Origin of the sequence: Streptomyces sp. NPDC002795 (assembly GCF_042888725.1) — a bacterium.
In the GTDB taxonomy this organism is placed as follows: Bacteria; Actinomycetota; Actinomycetes; order Streptomycetales; family Streptomycetaceae; genus Streptomyces.
The window spans coordinates 944458-961579 of sequence record NZ_JBIAQB010000002.1 but is presented as its reverse complement, the minus strand read 5'-3'; the positions used below and the strand labels follow the sequence as shown (position 1 = coordinate 961579).

Sequence of the window (17122 nt, the reverse complement as noted above, 5' to 3'; positions counted from 1 at the left end):
GTCAAGTGACGCCGCCCCCTCTACCTCGAATATTCTGGAAAACCCCAGGTCAGGACTCGGTTCGGTACATCAGGTCCGTCTCGTACGTCGTGAAACCGAGCCGCTCGTACACGCTCACCGCCGCCTTGTTGTCGGCGTCGACGTAGAGCATCGCGGTCGGAAGTCCGGCAGCCGCCAGGTGCCGCAGGCCCGTCGCCGTCAGCGCCTTGCCGAGGCCGCCGCCCTGGCCCGCGGGCGCCACCCCGACGACGTACACCTCGCCGAGGCGCTCCTGCGCGTGCACCTTCGTCCAGTGGAATCCGACCAGCTCGTCGCCGCGGAACGCCAGGAAGAAGCCCGCCGGGTCGAACCACGGCTCGGCCTTGCGGTCGTCCAGGTCGCGCTGGGTGAGGGAGCCCTGCTCGGGGTGGTGGGCGAACGCCGCCGCGTTCACCGCGAGCCACGCCTTGTCGTCCTGGCCGGGCACGAACGTACGGATCCTGACGCCCTCGGGCAGCACCGGCTCCGCGAGCTCCAGGTTCTCCAACGGCCGCCGCATCTGCCGCAGTTCACGGAACAGCGTCAGTCCGAGCACCTGCGCGAGATGGCGCGCCGCGCTGTGCCCGCCGTGCGCCCACACCCGCAGCCGCTTCCCGGAGGCGGCGAGCAGCGCGCTGCCGAGCGCCCGCCCGTGCCCGTGCCCCCGGTACGCCGGGTGCACGACCAGCTCGGCGGCCGGGGCCTCTACGGGGTCGGTGTCCTCCAGCTGCGCGTAGCCGACCAGCTCGTCGCCGACGCTGAGCAGCAGGTGCCGCACTCCCTCCCGCTCCCCTCTCCGCAGCTGTAGCCGGCCCTGCTCGGACACGGCTTGCTGGCCGTCCGTGCGGGCGGCCTCGGTGAGCAGGTCGAGCACGGCGGCGGACTGCCCGGCGGACAGGGCGGTCAGGGTGTCGATCCGGCGGCCCGGGAGGGCGGGGTCGCCGGCGCTGGCGGGGGTGGGGTCGGTGGTCATGGCTACGAGGGTACGGCTGGGCTCCGGCCGGGGCGGGGGCTGTTGCGCGGTACCGGGGTTGACGCCTCGGGGCTCCGCCCCGGACCCCGCGGGCTCTCGTACGAAAGGCAGGCTTGATTGGCGCATCGCCCAACCCCCTGTCGCGCTACGCGCGTTGACTCTAGGCTGCCTCCACGTCAACGGTCGTCGCACCGCACCCCAGGGGGTACCACATGTACGGACAGACCAAGAGACCCCGGCGGCGCCTGCGTGCGGCGCTCGCGGGCGCCGCCACCCTCGCCGTCGCGGGCGCCCTGATGGCCGCGCTCCCCGCCGGCGCGGCGCCGCAGAAGGGCGCGGCGGGTGGCCGGTACCAGGACGTACAGCTGCTGTCCTTCAATGACTTTCACGGGAACCTGGAGCCGCCGGCCGGTTCTTCCGGCCAGGTCACCGAGGACCAGGCCGACGGCACCACGAAGAAGATCGACGCGGGTGGGGTCGAGTACTTGGCGAGCTCCCTGCGCAAGGCCCGCCAGGGTCACCCGTACAGCGTCACGGCCGCCGCGGGCGACCTGGTCGGCGCGAGCCCGCTGCTGTCCGGACTGTTCCACGACGAGCCGACCGTCGAGGCCATGAACAAGCTGGACCTGGACGTGACGTCGGTCGGCAACCATGAATTCGACGAAGGCCCGGCGGAGTTGGCGCGGCTGCGGAACGGCGGCTGTCATCCGAAGGACGGCTGTTACGAGGACGGTCGCACCTTCGAAGGCGCCGACTACCCCTACCTGGCCGCGAACGTCACCGACGAGAAGACCGGCAAACCGGTCCTCGCCCCCTACTGGGTGTGGAAGCACAAGGGCGTGAAGGTCGGCTTCATCGGCGTCACCCTCGAAGGCACCCCGGACATCGTGTCGGCCGACGGCGTCAAGGGACTGAAGTTCCACGACGAGATCGAGACGGTCGACAAGTACGCGAAGATCCTCGACAAGCAGGGCGTGAAGTCGATCGTCGCGCTGGTCCACGAGGGCGGCGCCCCGGCCTCGGCCTCGTACAACTACGACTGCGACACGGGCGGCGCGGGCAGCGGCGTCTCGGGGCCGATCGTCGACATCGCCAAGGGCGTCACGTCCAAGGTCGACGCCCTGGTCACCGGCCACACCCACAACGCGTACGCGTGCACGATCCCGGACCCGGCGGGCAAGCCGCGCATGGTCACGTCGGCGTCCTCGTACGGGAAGCTCTACACGGACACGACGCTGACGTACGACCGCGCCACCAAGGATGTCGTGCGTACGTCGGTGAAGTCGCCCTCCTCGGCCAACCATGTCGTCACGCGCACGCAGGAGAAGGCCGCCGACATGACGGCGCTGATCGGGCAGTGGAACAAGCTGGCCGCGCCGATCGCGAGCCGGCCCGTCGGCTACATCTCCGCGGACCTGCCCGGCCGGGGTGCCGCCTCGCCCGAGTCCCCGCTCGGCGATCTCATCGCGGACGCCCAGCTGGCGCACGCCAAGTCCCTCGACCCCAAGGCGGTCCTGGCCCTGATGAATCCGGGCGGGATCCGCTCCGACCTGGTGTTCAAGGCGAGCGGCGGCGAGGGCGACGGTGTGGTGACGTACGGCGAGGGCTTCGCTGTGCAGCCGTTCAGCAACACCGTCAATCTGGTCGACCTGACCGGTGAGCAGCTCGTCACCGCGCTCAAGCAGCAGGTCAGCGGGGCGAACACGGCCTCGCCGAAGATCCTTCAGCCCTCGGCGGGACTTACGTACACGCTCGACATGACCAAGTCGGGGGCCGACCGGGTCGTCGCCGACTCGATCAGGCTGAACGGGGCGGCCGTCGACCCGGCCGCCACCTACCGCGTCGCGATGAACTCCTTCCTCGCGGGCGGCGGCGACGGCTTCGCGGCGCTCGGAGCGGGCAAGAACCCGCTGGTCGGGAGCGATGACCTGAAGGCGCTCAATGACTACCTGACCGCCAACTCCTCGGCCTCGGACCCGATCGCGCCGCCGAAGGCGGACCGCATCACGATCGTCAAATAGCTGAAACAGAGCTTGCATTGGGGTGGTCTACGGTTGAACAGTGGGCCACCCCACTCTTGTGAAGGATGTTTGTGTAATGGGTGGGAGTGGTGATGGAATCGGCCGATGCGCACCCCCCACCGCATGGCCGACGACCACATAACCGACGACCACACAGCGTTTGACGATTGGTTTGATGGCGGGGCGGAGGATTTGGTTCCGCCCGACCACAGGCGAGCCGGCCGGCGCAGGCGCCGAAGCCGCTTCGGCGGGCTCTCCTTCGCGCTGAAGGGCCTGATCGCGATTCTCGTCCTGTGCGGTTTTCTGGCGATGGGCGACCGCTGGGCGGTGCTCTACGCCGAGAACGAGGCGGCGCAACAGATCAAGAAGCAAATGAAGTTGAACGCCGCCCCCGAGGTGGAGATCAGCGGCTTCCCGTTCCTCACCCAGCTCGCCGACCGCCGCATCGGCGAACTGAAGGTGACCGTCCCCGACGTCGCCGCCGACCGCGTCACCCTCGCCAAGGTCTCCGCGACCGCGCACAACGTACGCATCAACGGCTCGGGCACCGACATCAGCGGCGCCTACGCCGACGCGATGCACGGCGAGGTGCTGCTCAGCTTCGCCGACATGAACAGGGAACTGGGCGCGTCCCAGGTCACGTTCAGCGGGCACGGGAAGAACAAGGTCCTCGCGCGCGGCACCCTGCCCGTCGCCGGGCACGACGTGAAGGTGCGGGCGGACGCGAACATCCAGCGGCTCGGCGCGTCCGGGATCTCCACCGACATCGACAACATGAGCCTGGCCGTCGGCGACCTCGCCACCTACCGCCCCGGCACCCGCTCCTCCGAGGGACTGCACCTCACGCGCGCGTCCGTGGACAAACTCACCAAGCAGGCCGACAAGGCGCGGCAGCTGCTCGCCGTCCCTGCCGTGGTCAAGCGTCTCGGGGTGCCGGACAGCGCGGTGCGGCAGGCGCTGAACAGCGACGCGAAGCTGCGCGAGCTGACCGGGACGCCGCGCTTCGTGAAGCAGCTGATGGGCACGAACCTGATCGACATCGCGCTCGCCCACCCCGCGCTTCTGAAGAAGTTCGGCCTCGACCCGGCGCTGCTCGACGGCCTCACCCGCCTCACCCGGCCCGAGCTCGCCGACCGCCTCTCCCTCGCCTTCCATCTGCCGAAGCTGCCGGGCGACGACGGATACGTGCGGCTTCAGGACGTGACCGTGGAGAAGGAGGGCATCCGGGTGGATCTCTCCGGCGGCGGGCTCTCCGTCGGCAAGTGACCGGCAGGGACCGTCCCTAGGGGATCTCCGGCGGCGGTGTCGGAGCGCCCGGCAGGACCAGCGTGGCGATCGTTCCGCCGCCGTCCGCCGCCGAGAGCGCGATGTGGCCGCCGCTGGCCTCGACCGTGCGCGCCACGATCGACAGGCCGAGGCCCGAACCCGGCAGGGCGCGCGCGGTCGGCGAGCGCCAGAACCGGTCGAAGACGTGCGGGAGTTCATCGTCCGTGATGCCCGGTCCGTGGTCCCGCACGGTGAGCGTGCCGCGCATCAGGCGTACCTCGACGCGGCCCCTCTCCGGGCTGAACTTCACGGCGTTGTCCAGCAGGTTCACGACCGCCCGCTCAAGCGCCGCCGGCTCGGACCGTACGTACCAGGGGGCCAGCTCCGCGTCGAAGGTCAGCTCGGGGCCGCGCAGCCGGGCGCGCTCGATGGCGCTGCGCACGGTGTCGTGCAGCGAGACCACCTTCAACGGACCTTCGGCCCCGGTCAGTCCCGTACGCGACAGTTCCTGAAGGTCGCCGATGAGCGCGGCCAGCTCCGTCATCTGGGCCTTCACCGACGCGAGCAGGGCCTTGCGGTCGTCGGGCGGGATGGCGCGGCCCGTCGCCTCGCTGCGGGTGAGCAGCTCGATGTTGGTACGCATCGAGGTCAGCGGCGTCCGCAGCTCATGACCCGCGTCGGCGATGAGCTGCTGCTGGAGCTCGCGGGAGGAGGCGAGCGAGGCGGTCATCGAGTTGAAGGACTCCGAGAGCCGCGCGATCTCGTCGTCGCCCTCGACCGGGATCCGGACCGTGAGGTCCTCGGTCCTGGCCACGTGCTCGACGGTCTCGGTGAGCTGGTCGACGGGGCGCAGCGCGGTGCGGGCGATCCACAGGCCGGCGGCCGTGGAGCCGAGGACGCCGACGCCGCCGACGAGGAGGAGGACCCAGGCGAGAGTGGTCAGCGGATTCGTGATCTCGTCGAGCGGGGTGGCGACGGTCGCGGCGATGCCGGGGATCCGGGCGTCGCTCTGGGTGCTGATCGGGACGGTGAGCACTCGCATCGCCCGGCCCTTCACGTCGTCCGTGGTGTGCACCGAGTGGTCGGAGGTGCCCGCCGCGACGGCCAGGTCCGCGGCCTGTACGGGAATCCTGGGGTCGCCCTGCGAGGTGCACGCGGTGCCGTCGGACTCGATGATCTGGATCGTGGGGCCCGGGAAGTCGTGCTGGTTGGAGGAGTTGCCGGACCGGCAGCCCGCGAGGACGTAGTCCATCTGCTCCTGCTTGACCGAGTGGGCCTGCTGCACCAGGTCGTTGTCCAGCTGCGCGTAGAGCTGCTTCTCCGTGATGAACCAGCACGTCAGCGCCACCGCGGCGACCGCCGCTGCCACCGCCACGGCCACGAGGAGCGCGATCCGGGACCGCAGCGGCAGCGTCCGCAGCCGCCGGACGGGCTTGCTCACTCGGCCGCTCCGCCGGACCGCAGCACGTACCCCACGCCCCGCACGGTGTGCACGAGGCGCGGTTCGCCGCCCGCCTCGGTCTTGCGCCGCAGGTACATCACGTAGACGTCCAGGGAGTTGGAGGACGGCTCGAAGTCGAAGCCCCAGACCGCCTTGAGGATCTGCTCGCGGGTGAGGACCTGGCGCGGGTGGGCCAGGAACATCTCCAGGAGCGTGTACTCGGTGCGGGTCAGCTCGACCGCGCGTCCGCCGCGTGTGACCTCGCGGGTCGTCAGGTCCATGCGCAGGTCGGCGAAGGAGAGGGCGTCGGAGTCGGCCGCGTCGCCTTCGGCCGCCGACGCGTACGAGCTGCGGCGCAGCAGGGCCCGCACCCGGGCGAACAGTTCGTCGAGCTCGAACGGCTTGACCAGGTAGTCGTCGGCGCCCGCGTCGAGTCCTGTGACCCGGTCGCCGACGGTGTCGCGGGCGGTGAGCATGAGGATCGGGGTGGTGGAGCCGGTGGCGCGCATCCGGCGGGCGGCGGTCAGGCCGTCCATGCGGGGCATCTGGATGTCGAGGACGACCAGGTCGGGGCGGTACGAGGCGACCTTCTCCAGGGCGTCGGCGCCGTCGACCGCGACCTCGGTGTCGTAGCCCTCGAAGGCGAGGGAACGCTGGAGCGCCTCCAGTACCGCGGGCTCGTCGTCGACGATGAGGATGCGGTGCGGTTCGCCTTCGGCGGGGCTCATGGTCAGCGTTTCCTGTCGGTGGGTACGGGTGGGTGGCCGGCGCTTCTCAGCCTCGCACGGCCACCCGGGGTGTGGCGTCAGGTGCTGGTGCCGCCCGCTCGCAGCGTGTCCAGGTCCGCCTTGACCGTGTTGATCGGGATGGCGAAGCCGAGGCCCACGCTGCCGTTGCCCGACGAGGACGTGGAGGACTGCGAACTGCTGGAGTACATCGCCGAGTTGATGCCGATGATGTTGCCGTTCATGTCGATGAGGGCGCCGCCGGAGTTGCCGGGGTTGAGGGACGCGTCGGTCTGGATCGCCTTGTACGTCGTCTTGGACGAGCCGGTGTCTCCGTTGAACTCCTGGCCGCCGAACTCGAACGGCCACTCGCCGCTGCCACCGCTTCCCTGCTGTTGCTGCTGCTGGTCCTCGTCGGTGGAGACGGTGACGTCACGGGCGAGCGCGGAGACGATGCCGCTGGTCACGGTGCCGGTCAGGCCCTCGGGGGAGCCGATCGCGACGACGTCGTCGCCGACCTTGACGCCCTCGGAGTCGCCGAGCGTCGCTGCCTTGAGGCCGGAGGCGTTCTTCAGCTTGATGAGCGCGAGGTCCTTCTTCGCGTCGGTGCCGACGACCTCCGCCGTGTACGTCTTGCCGTCGCTCGTCGAGACCTTGACGGAGGAGGCGCCGGACACGACGTGGTTGTTGGTGACGATCTCGCCGTCGCCGGTGATGATCACGCCGGAGCCGGTCGAGGAACCGGAGCCGAGCGTCGCGTTGACCTCGACTATCGAGGGGCTGACCGCCTCCGCGACACCGGACACGGTGCCCTTCTTGCTGCTGGGCACCACCGTGGTGCTGGTGGAGGACGAGGCCGTGGCGGAACCGGTGAACTCCTGGAAGGCGTACGCGGTGCCGCCACCGACGGCCGCCGCCGCGACCGCCACCGCCGCGATCAGCCCGGCCGGTCCGCGCAGCCGCTTCTTCTTCGGGTCCGGGAGCGCCGCGTCCGGCAGGTACGGGGGCTGCGGAGGGTGAGGACAGGGCTGGGAGTCATCGCCGCTTCGGCGGTAGGTCTCGGTCATGGCACCAAGCCTGTGGCGCGTTCATGAGAGCTGCCTGAGTGAGCCCTGAGAGTCCCAACAGAACCCCGTTTGCCCGAAATAAAGGTGGGCCCCGGCCATGGGCCCCGCCCCATAACCCCGGTGGCCCGCGGAGCGGCTACGCGCAGCCGCAGGACTGCCGGAGCACCAGCCGCGAGGGGAACAGCTTCAGCCGCTCGCGCCGCGACCCGGCCACCCGCAGCGAGTCGTCAAGCACGAGGTCCACGGCGGCCCGCGCCATCGCGGGACGGTCCGATGCGACGGTGGTCAGCGGCGGATCGGTGAGCCCCGCCTCCTTCACGTCGTCGAACCCGGCCACGGCCAGCTCGCCCGGCACGTCGATGCGCAGCTCGCGCGCGGCCCGCAGTACACCGATGGCCTGGTCGTCCGTGGAGCAAAAGATCGCGGGCGGCCGGTCGGGCCCGGCCAGCAGCCCGAGCGCCACCTTGTAGGCGTCGTACCGGTTGTACGGCGCCTCGAAGAGCCGGCCGTCGATGGACCGCCCCGCCTCCTTCATGGCGCGCCGCCAGCCCTCGACGTGGTCGGAGACCGGGTCGCCGACGGAGGGGGTGTCCGCGGTGCCGCCCAGGCAGGCGACGTAGTCGTGGCCGTGCTCCAGGAGGTGGCGGGTGGCGAGCTGGGCGCCGCCCACGTCGTCGGTCACGACCGCGACGTCGTCGATCGCCTCGGGCCGCTCGTGCAGCAGCACGACGCGGGCGTCCCAGGCCTCGATCTCGTTCCCCGCGAGGTCGTTGAAACCGTGCGAGACGAGGATCAGCCCGGAGACCCGCATGCCGAGGAAGGCGCGCACATAGTGGACCTCACGGTCGGGCGTGTAGTCCGAGTTGCCGACCAGGACCATTTTTCCGCGCTCGGACGCCGCCTGTTCGACGGCGTGCGTCATCTCCGCGAAGAACGGCTGGCGCGCGTCCGGCACGATCATGCCTATGAGGTCGGTACGCCGCGAGGCCATGGCCTGGGCGACCCGGTCGGGCCGGTACCCCAGCTCCTTGATCGCGGCGAGCACCCGCTCGCGCGTGGCCGGGGCGACCGGCCGGGGTCCGTTGTTGATCACGTAGGACACGACGGCGGTCGAGGTACCCGCCAGCCGCGCCACATCGTCCCGAGTCACCTTGGCCACGCGCGGAGTCTACGCGGATGGACCACCCTCTGGGCAGGGCGTGAGCAGCACCGTTACCGGCGCACGGGGGCCGGGCGGCCCACTCCGTCCAGGGGGGACGGAACCTTGTCCATGTTTTCCCTGGTTTCCGTGTTTCCCGCCTTGTCCGCCTTGCCCGCGGCCGCGGCCCGCTGCTCGGCCTCCTGCTCCGCCCGCTTCTCGGCCCGCGCCTCGGCGTTCTTCTCCGCCTTCCTCTCCGGCTTCTCCGGGGTGACGAAGCGGTAGCCCACGTTGCGCACGGTGCCGATCAGCGACTCGTGCTCGGGCCCGAGCTTGGCGCGCAGCCTTCGCACGTGCACGTCCACGGTCCGGGTGCCGCCGAAGTAGTCGTAGCCCCAGACCTCCTGGAGCAACTGCGCGCGCGTGAACACGCGGCCGGGGTGCTGCGCCAGGTACTTCAGGAGCTCGAACTCCTTGAAGGTCAGGTCGAGGACCCGGCCCTTGAGCTTCGCGCTGTACGTCGCCTCGTCCACCGACAGATCACCGTTGCGGATCTCCATGGGGGAGTCGTCGGTGACGATCTGCTGCCGGCCCATGGCGAGCCGGAGGCGTGCCTCGACCTCCGCGGGTCCCGCGGTGTCCAGGAGCACGTCGTCGATGCCCCAGTCCGCGGTGACGGCGGCGAGGCCGCCCTCCGTCACGACGAGCACCAGCGGACAGCCGGGCCCCGTGGAGCGGAGCAGCTGACAGAGGCTGCGGACTTGCGGGAGGTCCCGGCGGCCGTCGATGAGGATGACATCGGCACCGGGGGTGTCGACGAGTGCGGGGCCCTCCGCCGGAGCCACTCGCACGTTGTGCAGGAGCAGGCCGAGAGCGGGAAGCACCTCCGTCGACGGCTGAAGGGCATTCGTAAGGAGCAGCAGAGAACTCATCGCCGCCCACCTGCCTGGGTCGTCATACGTTCGTGCACGGTTCGCTCGCCCATAACGTCTGGTTCCTCCTCGGGTCCCTACGAGGACGTTTGCGGCACTGCTTCGTACTGGCAGGAGGCCCCGCGCCCCGGGGCTTTGACCTGCTGTTATGCGAGTGTTTTCGGGGCGTCGTATACAACGCCCCTGAAAGCACAAAAGGACCCGGGGGCTGCATTGCCCGAGTCCTCTTCCCAGCAGAATAGCCCACATGAGTTGGGGTCCGGCAGGTGACGAGCGTGGATCTTCTGTGTGGCCGATCACGGAACGGAGACGGCGCGTGATGCTCCGGACACGCGACGGAGTCGCCATCGAGGCCTCCTACGAGCCCGGCCCCAGCGGCACCGAAGGCCCGGCGGTCGTGCTCGCGCACGGCTTCACCGGCGATCTGGAGCGGCCCCATGTGCGCCGCGCGGCGGCGGTGTTCGCGCAGCGTGCGGCCGTGGTCACGTTCTCGTTCCGGGGACACGGGCGCTCCGGCGGGCGGTCCACGGTCGGCGACAAGGAGGTGCTCGATCTCGCGGCGGTGGTCGAATGGGCGCGCTCGCTCGGCCACGCGCGCGTGGCGACGGTCGGCTTCTCCATGGGCGGCTCCGTAGTGCTGCGACAGGCCGCGCTGCACAGGGGGCGCACGGAAGCGCACGTTGACGCGGTCGTCGCGGTGAGCGCCCCCGCGCGGTGGTTCTACCGCGGCACGGCGCCGATGCGGAGGGTGCACTGGGCGGTGACCCGGCCCGCCGGGCGCCTGGTCAGCCGCTTCGGGCTGCGCACGCGGATCCACCCGTACGACTGGGACCCGGTGCCGCTCTCCCCTGTCGAATCGGTCCCGCTGCTCGCGCCGACGCCGCTGCTCGTGGTGCACGGCGACCGCGACCCGTACTTTCCCGTCGACCACCCCCGGATGCTGCTCGGCGCGGCGGCCGACGGAGGCGCGGAGCTGTGGCTCGAACCGGGGATGGGCCACGCCGAGAACGCGGCGAGCGACGAGCTGATCGAGCGGATCGGGGCGTGGGTCGCGCAGACGCTTGCCGCACAATAGGACGCCGTACGTAGAGCGGGACCGAGAGCTGGACCGAGAGGAGTCGGGAATGGCGCAGGGCACGATCCGCTTCTGGGCCGCGGCCAAGGCCGCCGCCGGCGTCGCCGAGGAGCCGTACGAGGCCGAGACGCTGGCCGTGGCGCTGGAAGCGGTGCGCACGCGGCACCCCGGCGATCTCGTCCGGGTCCTCCAGCGCTCCTCGTTCCTGGTCGACGGGGATCCGGTCGGGACCCGTGGCCATGAGACGGTACGGCTTGCCGAGGGCGGCACGGTCGAGGTGCTCCCGCCGTTCGCAGGAGGATGACACCCCGATGAGCAACAACCAGCAGTACCCGTACCAGTACGACTCGCAGTACGACCCGCATTACGACCCGTACGGGCAGCCGCAGCCGCAGCCGTCGGCGGTGCCGCAGCAGCAGTGGTCGTACGAGGCCGCGCCCTCGGCGTCGGAGGGGTGGGGCTCACGGGGCTCCGCCCCGGACCCGGCGCCTCAATCGCCGGCGGGGCTCAACGCAGCCCGCTCTCCCATCATCGAGCCCGGTCTCCAGCCCGCCGCGATCACCGCCGTGCTCGGGCTGCTGCTCGCGGGCGGCGCCGCCATCGGCTCGTACGCGCTGCTCGTCCCGCTGCTGGTGCTGCAGGCGGTCACGGCCGCGGGCTGGTTCCGGCTCAACGGGATGTGGCCCGCGCGGCAGGGCATCGCGCTCGCCTTCATGGGCGGCGTCGTCGCGGACATCGCGCTGCTCGTGGCCGGCCGGGACAACGGGCCCGCCGCGATCCTCGGCACGCTCGGCGTGTGGGTGCTGCTCACCCTGGTCCTCCAACTGCGTTCGCACGCCGACCCGGACGAGCGGATGTACGGCCTGATGGCGACGGTCGCCTCCTCCGCGCTCGCGGTCGTGGCGGCCGGGCACCTGGCGGCCGAGCCCGACGCGGTGACGGTCGGCGGGGTGGCCGTGGCGGTCGCGATCGTGGCCCGCGCGCTGCCGATGCCGACCATCGCGTCCGTCGTCGTGTCGCTGCTCGCGGCCACCGGTGCGGGCATCGCGGCCGGCGCCATCACCGACTTCGGTACCGGCGGCGCCCTCCTCGGCCTCGGCGCGGGTGCCTGCGCCGTCATCGGCCATCGCGTCGCGTCGTACGACTTCCCGTCCCGCTTCGTCCACATGACGGCAGGAGTGGCGCTGCCACTGGCCGCGGCGGCGCCCGCGGTGTGGCTGCTGGGCCGCGCCCTCGGCTAGGGCCATTGAGCCTCTGCGGTCGTCCGGCGTTGCGGTCTCGGGGCTCTGCCCCGTACCCCGCTGCTCAATCGCCGGAGGGGCTTGATCGGCCCGCCGTTCGCGTACCCTCCCCGCCATGCGCGCACTGCGAATACTGCTGATATTTGTCGTCGTCGTCGGCGGCCTCTTTGTGGCGGCCGACCGCGTCGCGGTCCACTTCGCCGAGGGCAAGGCCGCCGACAAGATCCGTACGAGCGAGGGGCTCGGGCAGACCCCCGACGTGTCGATCAACGGCTTCCCGTTCCTGACCCAGGTCGCCGGCGGCACCCTGGACGACGTCGAGCTCGGCATCCAGGACTTCGACGCGAAGAGCGGCAAGGGCGACGGCATCCGCATCGCCGACCTCAAGGCCGAGATGCACGGCGTGAAGTTCGACAGCAGCTACAGCTCGGCCACCGCCGACTCGGCCACCGGCACCGCCCGTATCGACTACACCGAGCTCCTCAAGGCCGTGAAGAAGCAGGGTCCGGCCGAGGTCGCCCCCGGCGTCTCCGCGTGGATCGACGGGCTCGCGTACGGCGGCGACCACAAGGTGAAGGTCACGGTCGCGATCAAGACCCCGCTCGGCACGGTGCGGCCCACGGTGCGCAGCACGGTCGACGTCAGCGGCGGCAAGCTCTCCGCGCGCGCCGACAGCCTGCCGGACGTCAGCGCGTTCGAGCTGGCGGAGGGCCCGATCCGGGGCGTCACCGACTTCCAGCAGGCGCTCGACGACCTGCCCGCGGGCATCGAGCTCGACCGGGTGCAGGCCGTCGATCAGGGCATCGAGATCACGGTGAAGGGTTCGGGCCTCGACCTGGTCGGGTAGGCCGGGAGGGATCCCGAAACGGCCCGCGGACACCGTCGGTCCGAACTGCGAGACAACGGCGTCCGCAGAGTAGATGTCGGGGGGTGCCAGGCGGTGCGGCGGCGGGGCGGATGCCGCCCCGGGGCGCGATCGTTCTCATATCCCGGACGATCTCGTCTCATCATCCGACACGCCGGTGACACGGCCGCCGGTACGTCCTTACGATCGGACCCATGAAGCGACAGGCGGATCTCACGAAGCGGCGGGCAGTAGACCTGTGCCGCGTCGCCGCCATGCTCTGTCGCGCCGTCTGAGCGCGGGGGCACCCCCTGCTCGAGCGAATCCGAGAGCTTGGGGGCGGATCAACTCCCGCTTCTCCCGGACCCCTTGAGGCACTCGACTCGGGGTCCCCGTGCAGCTACGCACACCCCTTTCGCATACCCCCGCAACTGCCCCGGAGGATTCAACATGAGCCGCAGCGACGTCCTGGTAGACGCCGACTGGGTCGAGGCCAACCTCGACAACGACAACGTGGCGCTCGTCGAGGTGGACGAAGACACGTCCGCGTACGACAAGAACCACATCAAGAACGCGATCCGGATCGACTGGACCAAGGACCTCCAGGACCCGGTCCGCCGTGACTTCATCGACCAGGCCGGCTTCGAGGAGCTGCTGTCGAAGAAGGGCATCGGCAACGACACGACCGTCGTCCTCTACGGCGGCAACAACAACTGGTTCGCCTCCTACGCGTACTGGTACTTCAAGCTCTACGGCCACCAGGACGTCAAGCTCCTCGACGGCGGCCGCAAGAAGTGGGAGCTCGACTCCCGCGACCTGGTCGACGGCGCGCAGGTCCCGAACCGTCCGGCCACGCAGTACAAGGCCAAGCCGCAGGACACGTCGATCCGCGCCTTCCGCGACGACGCCGTGAACGCGATCGGCAAGCAGAACCTGGTCGACGTCCGCTCGCCCGACGAGTTCTCCGGCAAGCTGCTCGCCCCGGCCCACCTCCCGCAGGAGCAGTCGCAGCGTCCGGGCCACGTCCCGTCCGCGCGCAACATCCCGTGGTCGAAGAACGCCAACGACGACGGCACGTTCAAGTCGGACGCCGAGCTCAAGGCCCTCTACGAGGACGAGCAGGTCGACCTGGCCAAGGACACCGTCGCGTACTGCCGCATCGGTGAGCGCTCCGCGCTCACCTGGTTCGTGCTGCACGAGCTGCTCGGCGTTCCGAACGTCAAGAACTACGACGGCTCGTGGACCGAGTACGGCTCCCTCGTCGGCGTGCCGATCGAGCTCGGCGCCAACAAGTAACCCAGCGACCTTTACTTCCCTTCCTGACTTCCTAGGAGAGCAACATGTGCGGAGCGAAGGCCGGCGGCCCCGACGCCTCGACGATCAAGCCCGGTGAGACCACCATCCAGGGCCAGGTGACCAAGGACGGCGAGCCCGTCACCGGTTACGTGCGCCTGCTGGACTCGACCGGCGAGTTCACCGCCGAGGTCCCCACCTCGGCCACGGGCCAGTTCCGCTTCTACGCGGCCGAGGGCACGTGGACCCTGCGCGCCCTGGTCCCCGGCGGCCAGGCCGACCGTACGGTCGTCGCCCAGACCGGCGGGCTCGCGGAGGTCGCGATCGCCGTCTGAGCGGTCACACACGACGGCTGAAGGGCCGCATCCCGCCTGGGTTGGACGCCATGGGGCCGGGGTGCGGTCCTTCGGCATGCGTGAACCCGAGCCGGGCCGTCCCCGCGGGCTTACGCTGAAGGTATGTTCGCGCGGCGCAAGCACGCTTACTTCGTCATGATGGGCGTCTGCATCGGCCTGTTCGTGCTGGCCTGGGGCGTCGTGCGGCTCTGGTCCGTGCCGGCCGCCGTCGCCATGTGCGTCGTCGCCATGGTCATCCCGCCGGTCGCCGCCGTCGTCGCCAACCGGCGCGGGCCCGACGACCACTGGTGGGACGATCCCTCGGGCGACCCGAAGTCCGACGAGTGGTGGGACGAACTGGACGGCAAGAAGCGCCACCAGTGAGCACCCCGCCGGCACCCTGCCGGCATTCCGGCGACACCCGCTGTGACCGACCTCGCCGAGAGCGCCCGTGCCCGGACGACTACAGTGGGGACCGGCTCTGTTATCCGCATACGTTCCGCTCACCGAGGAGCAATCCCGTGCTTGAGGCCTTCTTCTCCACCCTTCTCGTCCTGGTCTGCGTCGGCGTCGTCGCCTTCGCGGGGCTGACCGTGAAGAAGCTGTACCAGGGCCAGCGCTGACCCCCCACTGAGAGACGTCTGAACCGCTCATGATCCAGATCCCGTCCGACCTGCACCCCGACCTCGTCCCCCTCGCGTTCCTCCTGGGCGACTGGGCGGGCGCCGGCGTCACCGACTTCCCGGGTGCCGAGAAGGCCAACTTCGGGCAGGAGGTCTCCTTCACCCACGACGGGCGGGACTTCCTGGAGTACCGCTCGCACACCTGGGTCCTGGACTCCGAGGGCAACAAGGTGAAGCCCCTCGAGTCCGAGTCCGGCTTCTGGCGGATCGGCAAGGACCGCAAGGTCGAGGTCGTCATGGTCCGCGACGACGGCGTCGTCGAGGTCTGGTACGGCGAGCTCGCCGACCAGAAGCCGCAGATCGACCTGGCCACCGACGCGGTCGCCCGCACCGCCGCCTCCGGCCCGTACAGCGGCGGCAAGCGCCTCTACGGCTACGTGAAGAGCGACCTGATGTGGGTCGGCGAGAAGCAGACCCCCGAGATCCCGCTGCGCCCCTACATGTCGGCCCAGCTCAAGAAGGTCGTCTCCCCGGAGGACGTCGCCGACATGGCGCGCAACCTCCCGGACATGCCGGACGACGGTATTGCGTTTTTCAAGTAGGCCGCATCGCCTTCTTGAAGCAGGCCGAATCGCTTTCTCCAAGTCGTTCTAGACTCGTCGGTGTGGTGAGCACCGAAGGCATCGACTGGAAGAGCGATCTGCGGCAGCGCGGCTACCGGCTGACGCCGCAGCGCCAGCTTGTCCTGGAAGCCGTGGACGCCCTGGAGCACGCGACCCCCGACGACATCTTGTGCGAAGTGCGCAAGACGGCGTCGGGGGTCAACATTTCGACGGTCTACCGGACCCTTGAGCTCCTGGAGGAGCTCGGGCTCGTCTCGCACGCCCATCTCGGGCACGGCTCGCCCACGTACCACCTCGCCGACCGGCACCACCACATCCACATGGTGTGTCGCGACTGTACGAACGTGATCGAGGCGGATGTGGACGTGGCGGCGGAGTTCACCGCCAAGCTGCGCGAGGAGTTCGGCTTCGACACCGACCTCAAGCACTTCGCGATCTTCGGGCGCTGCAAGAACTGCGCCGCGGACAAGGGCCGGACGCAGGAATAAGCGCGTCCGCCCACTCGTCGTAGTGTGTGTGAACATGCAGCGACATTCAACGAGCAGCCCCCTGCTGGCCCTGCCCGGCGCCGTCCCCGCCGAGGGCGTGGACGAAGGCGTCGCCGCGCACTACGGCGACCTGTTCCGAGAACAGCGTTCCCTCGCCGACGGTTCGGGCGTCGTCGACCTGTCGCACCGCGGGGTGATCACGGTCACCGGTGCGGACCGGCTGAGCTGGCTGCACCTGCTGATCACCCAGCACGTGGAGCAGCTGGAGCCGGGCCGGGCCACCGAGGCGCTGATCCTCTCCGCCAACGGACACATCGAGCACGCCCTGTACCTCGTCGACGACGGCACGACGACGTGGGCGCACGTCGAACCGGGCACGCAGGAGTCCCTCCTCGCGTACCTGGAGTCCATGAAGTTCTTCTACCGGGTCGAGACCGCCGACCGGACGGACGAGTTCGCGGTGGTGCATCTGCCGGCCGGTTCGATCGCGCCGGTGCCGGACGGCGTGGCCGTGCGCGAGACGCCGCACGGCCGCGATCTGTTCCTGCCGCGCGCCGACCTGGAGTCGTACGCGAGCGAGAACGGCCCGGCAGTCGGACTGCTGGCCTACGAGGCGCTGCGCGTCGAGCAGCACCGGCCGCGCTTCGGCTTCGAGACGGACCACCGCACCATCCCGCACGAGCTGGGCTGGATCGGCTCGGCCGTGCATCTGCAGAAGGGCTGCTACCGGGGGCAGGAGACCGTCGCCCGCGTGCAGAACCTGGGCAAGCCGCCGCGGCGGCTCGTCTTCCTGCACCTGGACGGCAGCGAGGTGCACCTGCCGCCGCACGGCGCCGAGGTGCGGCTCGCCGCGGACGGCCCGGAGGGCCGCAAGATCGGTGTCGTGACGACGGCCGTACGCCACCACGAGCTGGGCCCGATCGCGCTCGCGGTCATCAAGCGGAACGTGTCGGCCGACGCGGCGCTTCTCGTGGAGACCACGGCCGCGGCGCAGGAACTCGTCGTGGAGCCGTAAACCC

Annotated in this window: 19 protein-coding genes; 13 read left to right on the top strand and 6 right to left on the bottom strand. The window is 70.4% G+C overall.

The window, feature by feature from the left end:
* Positions 1–49: 49 nt before the first annotated feature.
* Positions 50–991: a mycothiol synthase gene (mshD, locus tag ACFYWS_RS09120; RefSeq protein ID WP_389271585.1), complete on the bottom strand. Its 942-nt coding sequence runs from the start codon at positions 989–991 to the stop codon at positions 50–52.
* 212 nt (positions 992–1203) lie between these two features.
* Here mshD and ACFYWS_RS09115 point away from each other — a divergent pair, with 212 nt between their 5' ends.
* Together ACFYWS_RS09115 and ACFYWS_RS09110 are read left to right on the top strand one after the other, a co-directional pair.
* Positions 1204–3012 (top strand): bifunctional metallophosphatase/5'-nucleotidase, encoded by a 1809-nt coding sequence (locus tag ACFYWS_RS09115; protein WP_389271582.1) that lies wholly within the window; start codon positions 1204–1206, stop codon positions 3010–3012.
* 105 nt (positions 3013–3117) lie between these two features.
* Positions 3118–4278 carry a DUF2993 domain-containing protein gene (locus tag ACFYWS_RS09110; protein WP_389271579.1) on the top strand — a complete coding sequence of 387 codons (1161 nt, stop codon included), beginning with the start codon at positions 3118–3120 and terminating at the stop codon, positions 4276–4278.
* Positions 4279–4294: 16 nt separating this feature from the next.
* Here ACFYWS_RS09110 and ACFYWS_RS09105 read toward each other — a convergent pair whose 3' ends face one another.
* The 5 genes from ACFYWS_RS09105 to ACFYWS_RS09085 form a co-directional block, all read right to left on the bottom strand.
* Positions 4295–5719: an ATP-binding protein gene (locus tag ACFYWS_RS09105; RefSeq protein ID WP_389271575.1), complete on the bottom strand. Its 1425-nt coding sequence runs from the start codon at positions 5717–5719 to the stop codon at positions 4295–4297.
* Positions 5716–6447 (bottom strand): response regulator transcription factor, encoded by a 732-nt coding sequence (locus ACFYWS_RS09100; protein ID WP_389271572.1) that lies wholly within the window; start codon positions 6445–6447, stop codon positions 5716–5718. The genes ACFYWS_RS09105 and ACFYWS_RS09100 overlap by 4 nt, the downstream gene beginning before the upstream one ends.
* Positions 6448–6524: 77 nt before the next feature.
* A complete protein-coding gene (locus ACFYWS_RS09095; protein WP_389271569.1) occupies positions 6525–7511 on the bottom strand; it encodes a S1C family serine protease in 987 nt (328 codons plus the stop codon).
* Positions 7512–7647: 136 nt separating this feature from the next.
* A complete protein-coding gene (locus tag ACFYWS_RS09090; RefSeq protein WP_389271566.1) occupies positions 7648–8670 on the bottom strand; it encodes a LacI family DNA-binding transcriptional regulator in 1023 nt (340 codons plus the stop codon).
* Between the two features lie 53 nt (positions 8671–8723).
* Positions 8724–9581 (bottom strand): response regulator transcription factor, encoded by an 858-nt coding sequence (locus ACFYWS_RS09085; protein WP_389271563.1) that lies wholly within the window; start codon positions 9579–9581, stop codon positions 8724–8726.
* Positions 9582–9828: 247 nt separating this feature from the next.
* On the opposite strand from ACFYWS_RS09085, the gene ACFYWS_RS09080 reads away from it, so the two are divergent.
* The 11 genes from ACFYWS_RS09080 (at position 9829) to ACFYWS_RS09030 (ending at position 17118) form a co-directional block, all read left to right on the top strand.
* Positions 9829–10656, top strand: a complete 828-nt coding sequence (locus ACFYWS_RS09080) for an alpha/beta hydrolase (protein WP_389271560.1) — start codon at positions 9829–9831, stop codon at positions 10654–10656.
* 49 nt (positions 10657–10705) lie between these two features.
* On the top strand, positions 10706–10960 hold the full coding sequence (locus tag ACFYWS_RS09075) for a MoaD/ThiS family protein (protein WP_389271557.1): 255 nt from the start codon (positions 10706–10708) through the stop codon (positions 10958–10960).
* Entirely contained in the window at positions 10896–11897 is a 1002-nt protein-coding gene (locus ACFYWS_RS09070) for a hypothetical protein (protein WP_389271554.1), read from the top strand. Before ACFYWS_RS09075 ends, ACFYWS_RS09070 begins: the two co-directional genes overlap by 65 nt.
* A gap of 115 nt (positions 11898–12012) precedes the next feature.
* A complete protein-coding gene (locus ACFYWS_RS09065; RefSeq protein WP_389271551.1) occupies positions 12013–12744 on the top strand; it encodes a DUF2993 domain-containing protein in 732 nt (243 codons plus the stop codon).
* A 212-nt stretch (positions 12745–12956) separates the two neighbouring features.
* Positions 12957–13037 carry a putative leader peptide gene (locus ACFYWS_RS09060; RefSeq protein WP_350962106.1) on the top strand — a complete coding sequence of 27 codons (81 nt, stop codon included), beginning with the start codon at positions 12957–12959 and terminating at the stop codon, positions 13035–13037.
* Between the two features lie 154 nt (positions 13038–13191).
* Positions 13192–14037 (top strand): sulfurtransferase, encoded by an 846-nt coding sequence (locus ACFYWS_RS09055; protein WP_389271548.1) that lies wholly within the window; start codon positions 13192–13194, stop codon positions 14035–14037.
* 44 nt (positions 14038–14081) lie between these two features.
* The gene (locus ACFYWS_RS09050; protein ID WP_266712503.1) at positions 14082–14369 is read left to right on the top strand and encodes a DUF1416 domain-containing protein; all 288 of its coding nucleotides are present in this window, start codon (positions 14082–14084) and stop codon (positions 14367–14369) included.
* A 123-nt stretch (positions 14370–14492) separates the two neighbouring features.
* Positions 14493–14753, top strand: a complete 261-nt coding sequence (locus ACFYWS_RS09045) for a DUF3099 domain-containing protein (protein WP_389271544.1) — start codon at positions 14493–14495, stop codon at positions 14751–14753.
* A 268-nt stretch (positions 14754–15021) separates the two neighbouring features.
* Positions 15022–15594: an FABP family protein gene (locus tag ACFYWS_RS09040; protein WP_389271541.1), complete on the top strand. Its 573-nt coding sequence runs from the start codon at positions 15022–15024 to the stop codon at positions 15592–15594.
* Between the two features lie 62 nt (positions 15595–15656).
* On the top strand, positions 15657–16103 hold the full coding sequence (locus ACFYWS_RS09035; RefSeq protein WP_389271538.1) for a Fur family transcriptional regulator: 447 nt from the start codon (positions 15657–15659) through the stop codon (positions 16101–16103).
* A 34-nt stretch (positions 16104–16137) separates the two neighbouring features.
* Positions 16138–17118 (top strand): YgfZ/GcvT domain-containing protein, encoded by a 981-nt coding sequence (locus ACFYWS_RS09030; protein WP_389271535.1) that lies wholly within the window; start codon positions 16138–16140, stop codon positions 17116–17118.
* Positions 17119–17122: the final 4 nt, after the last annotated feature.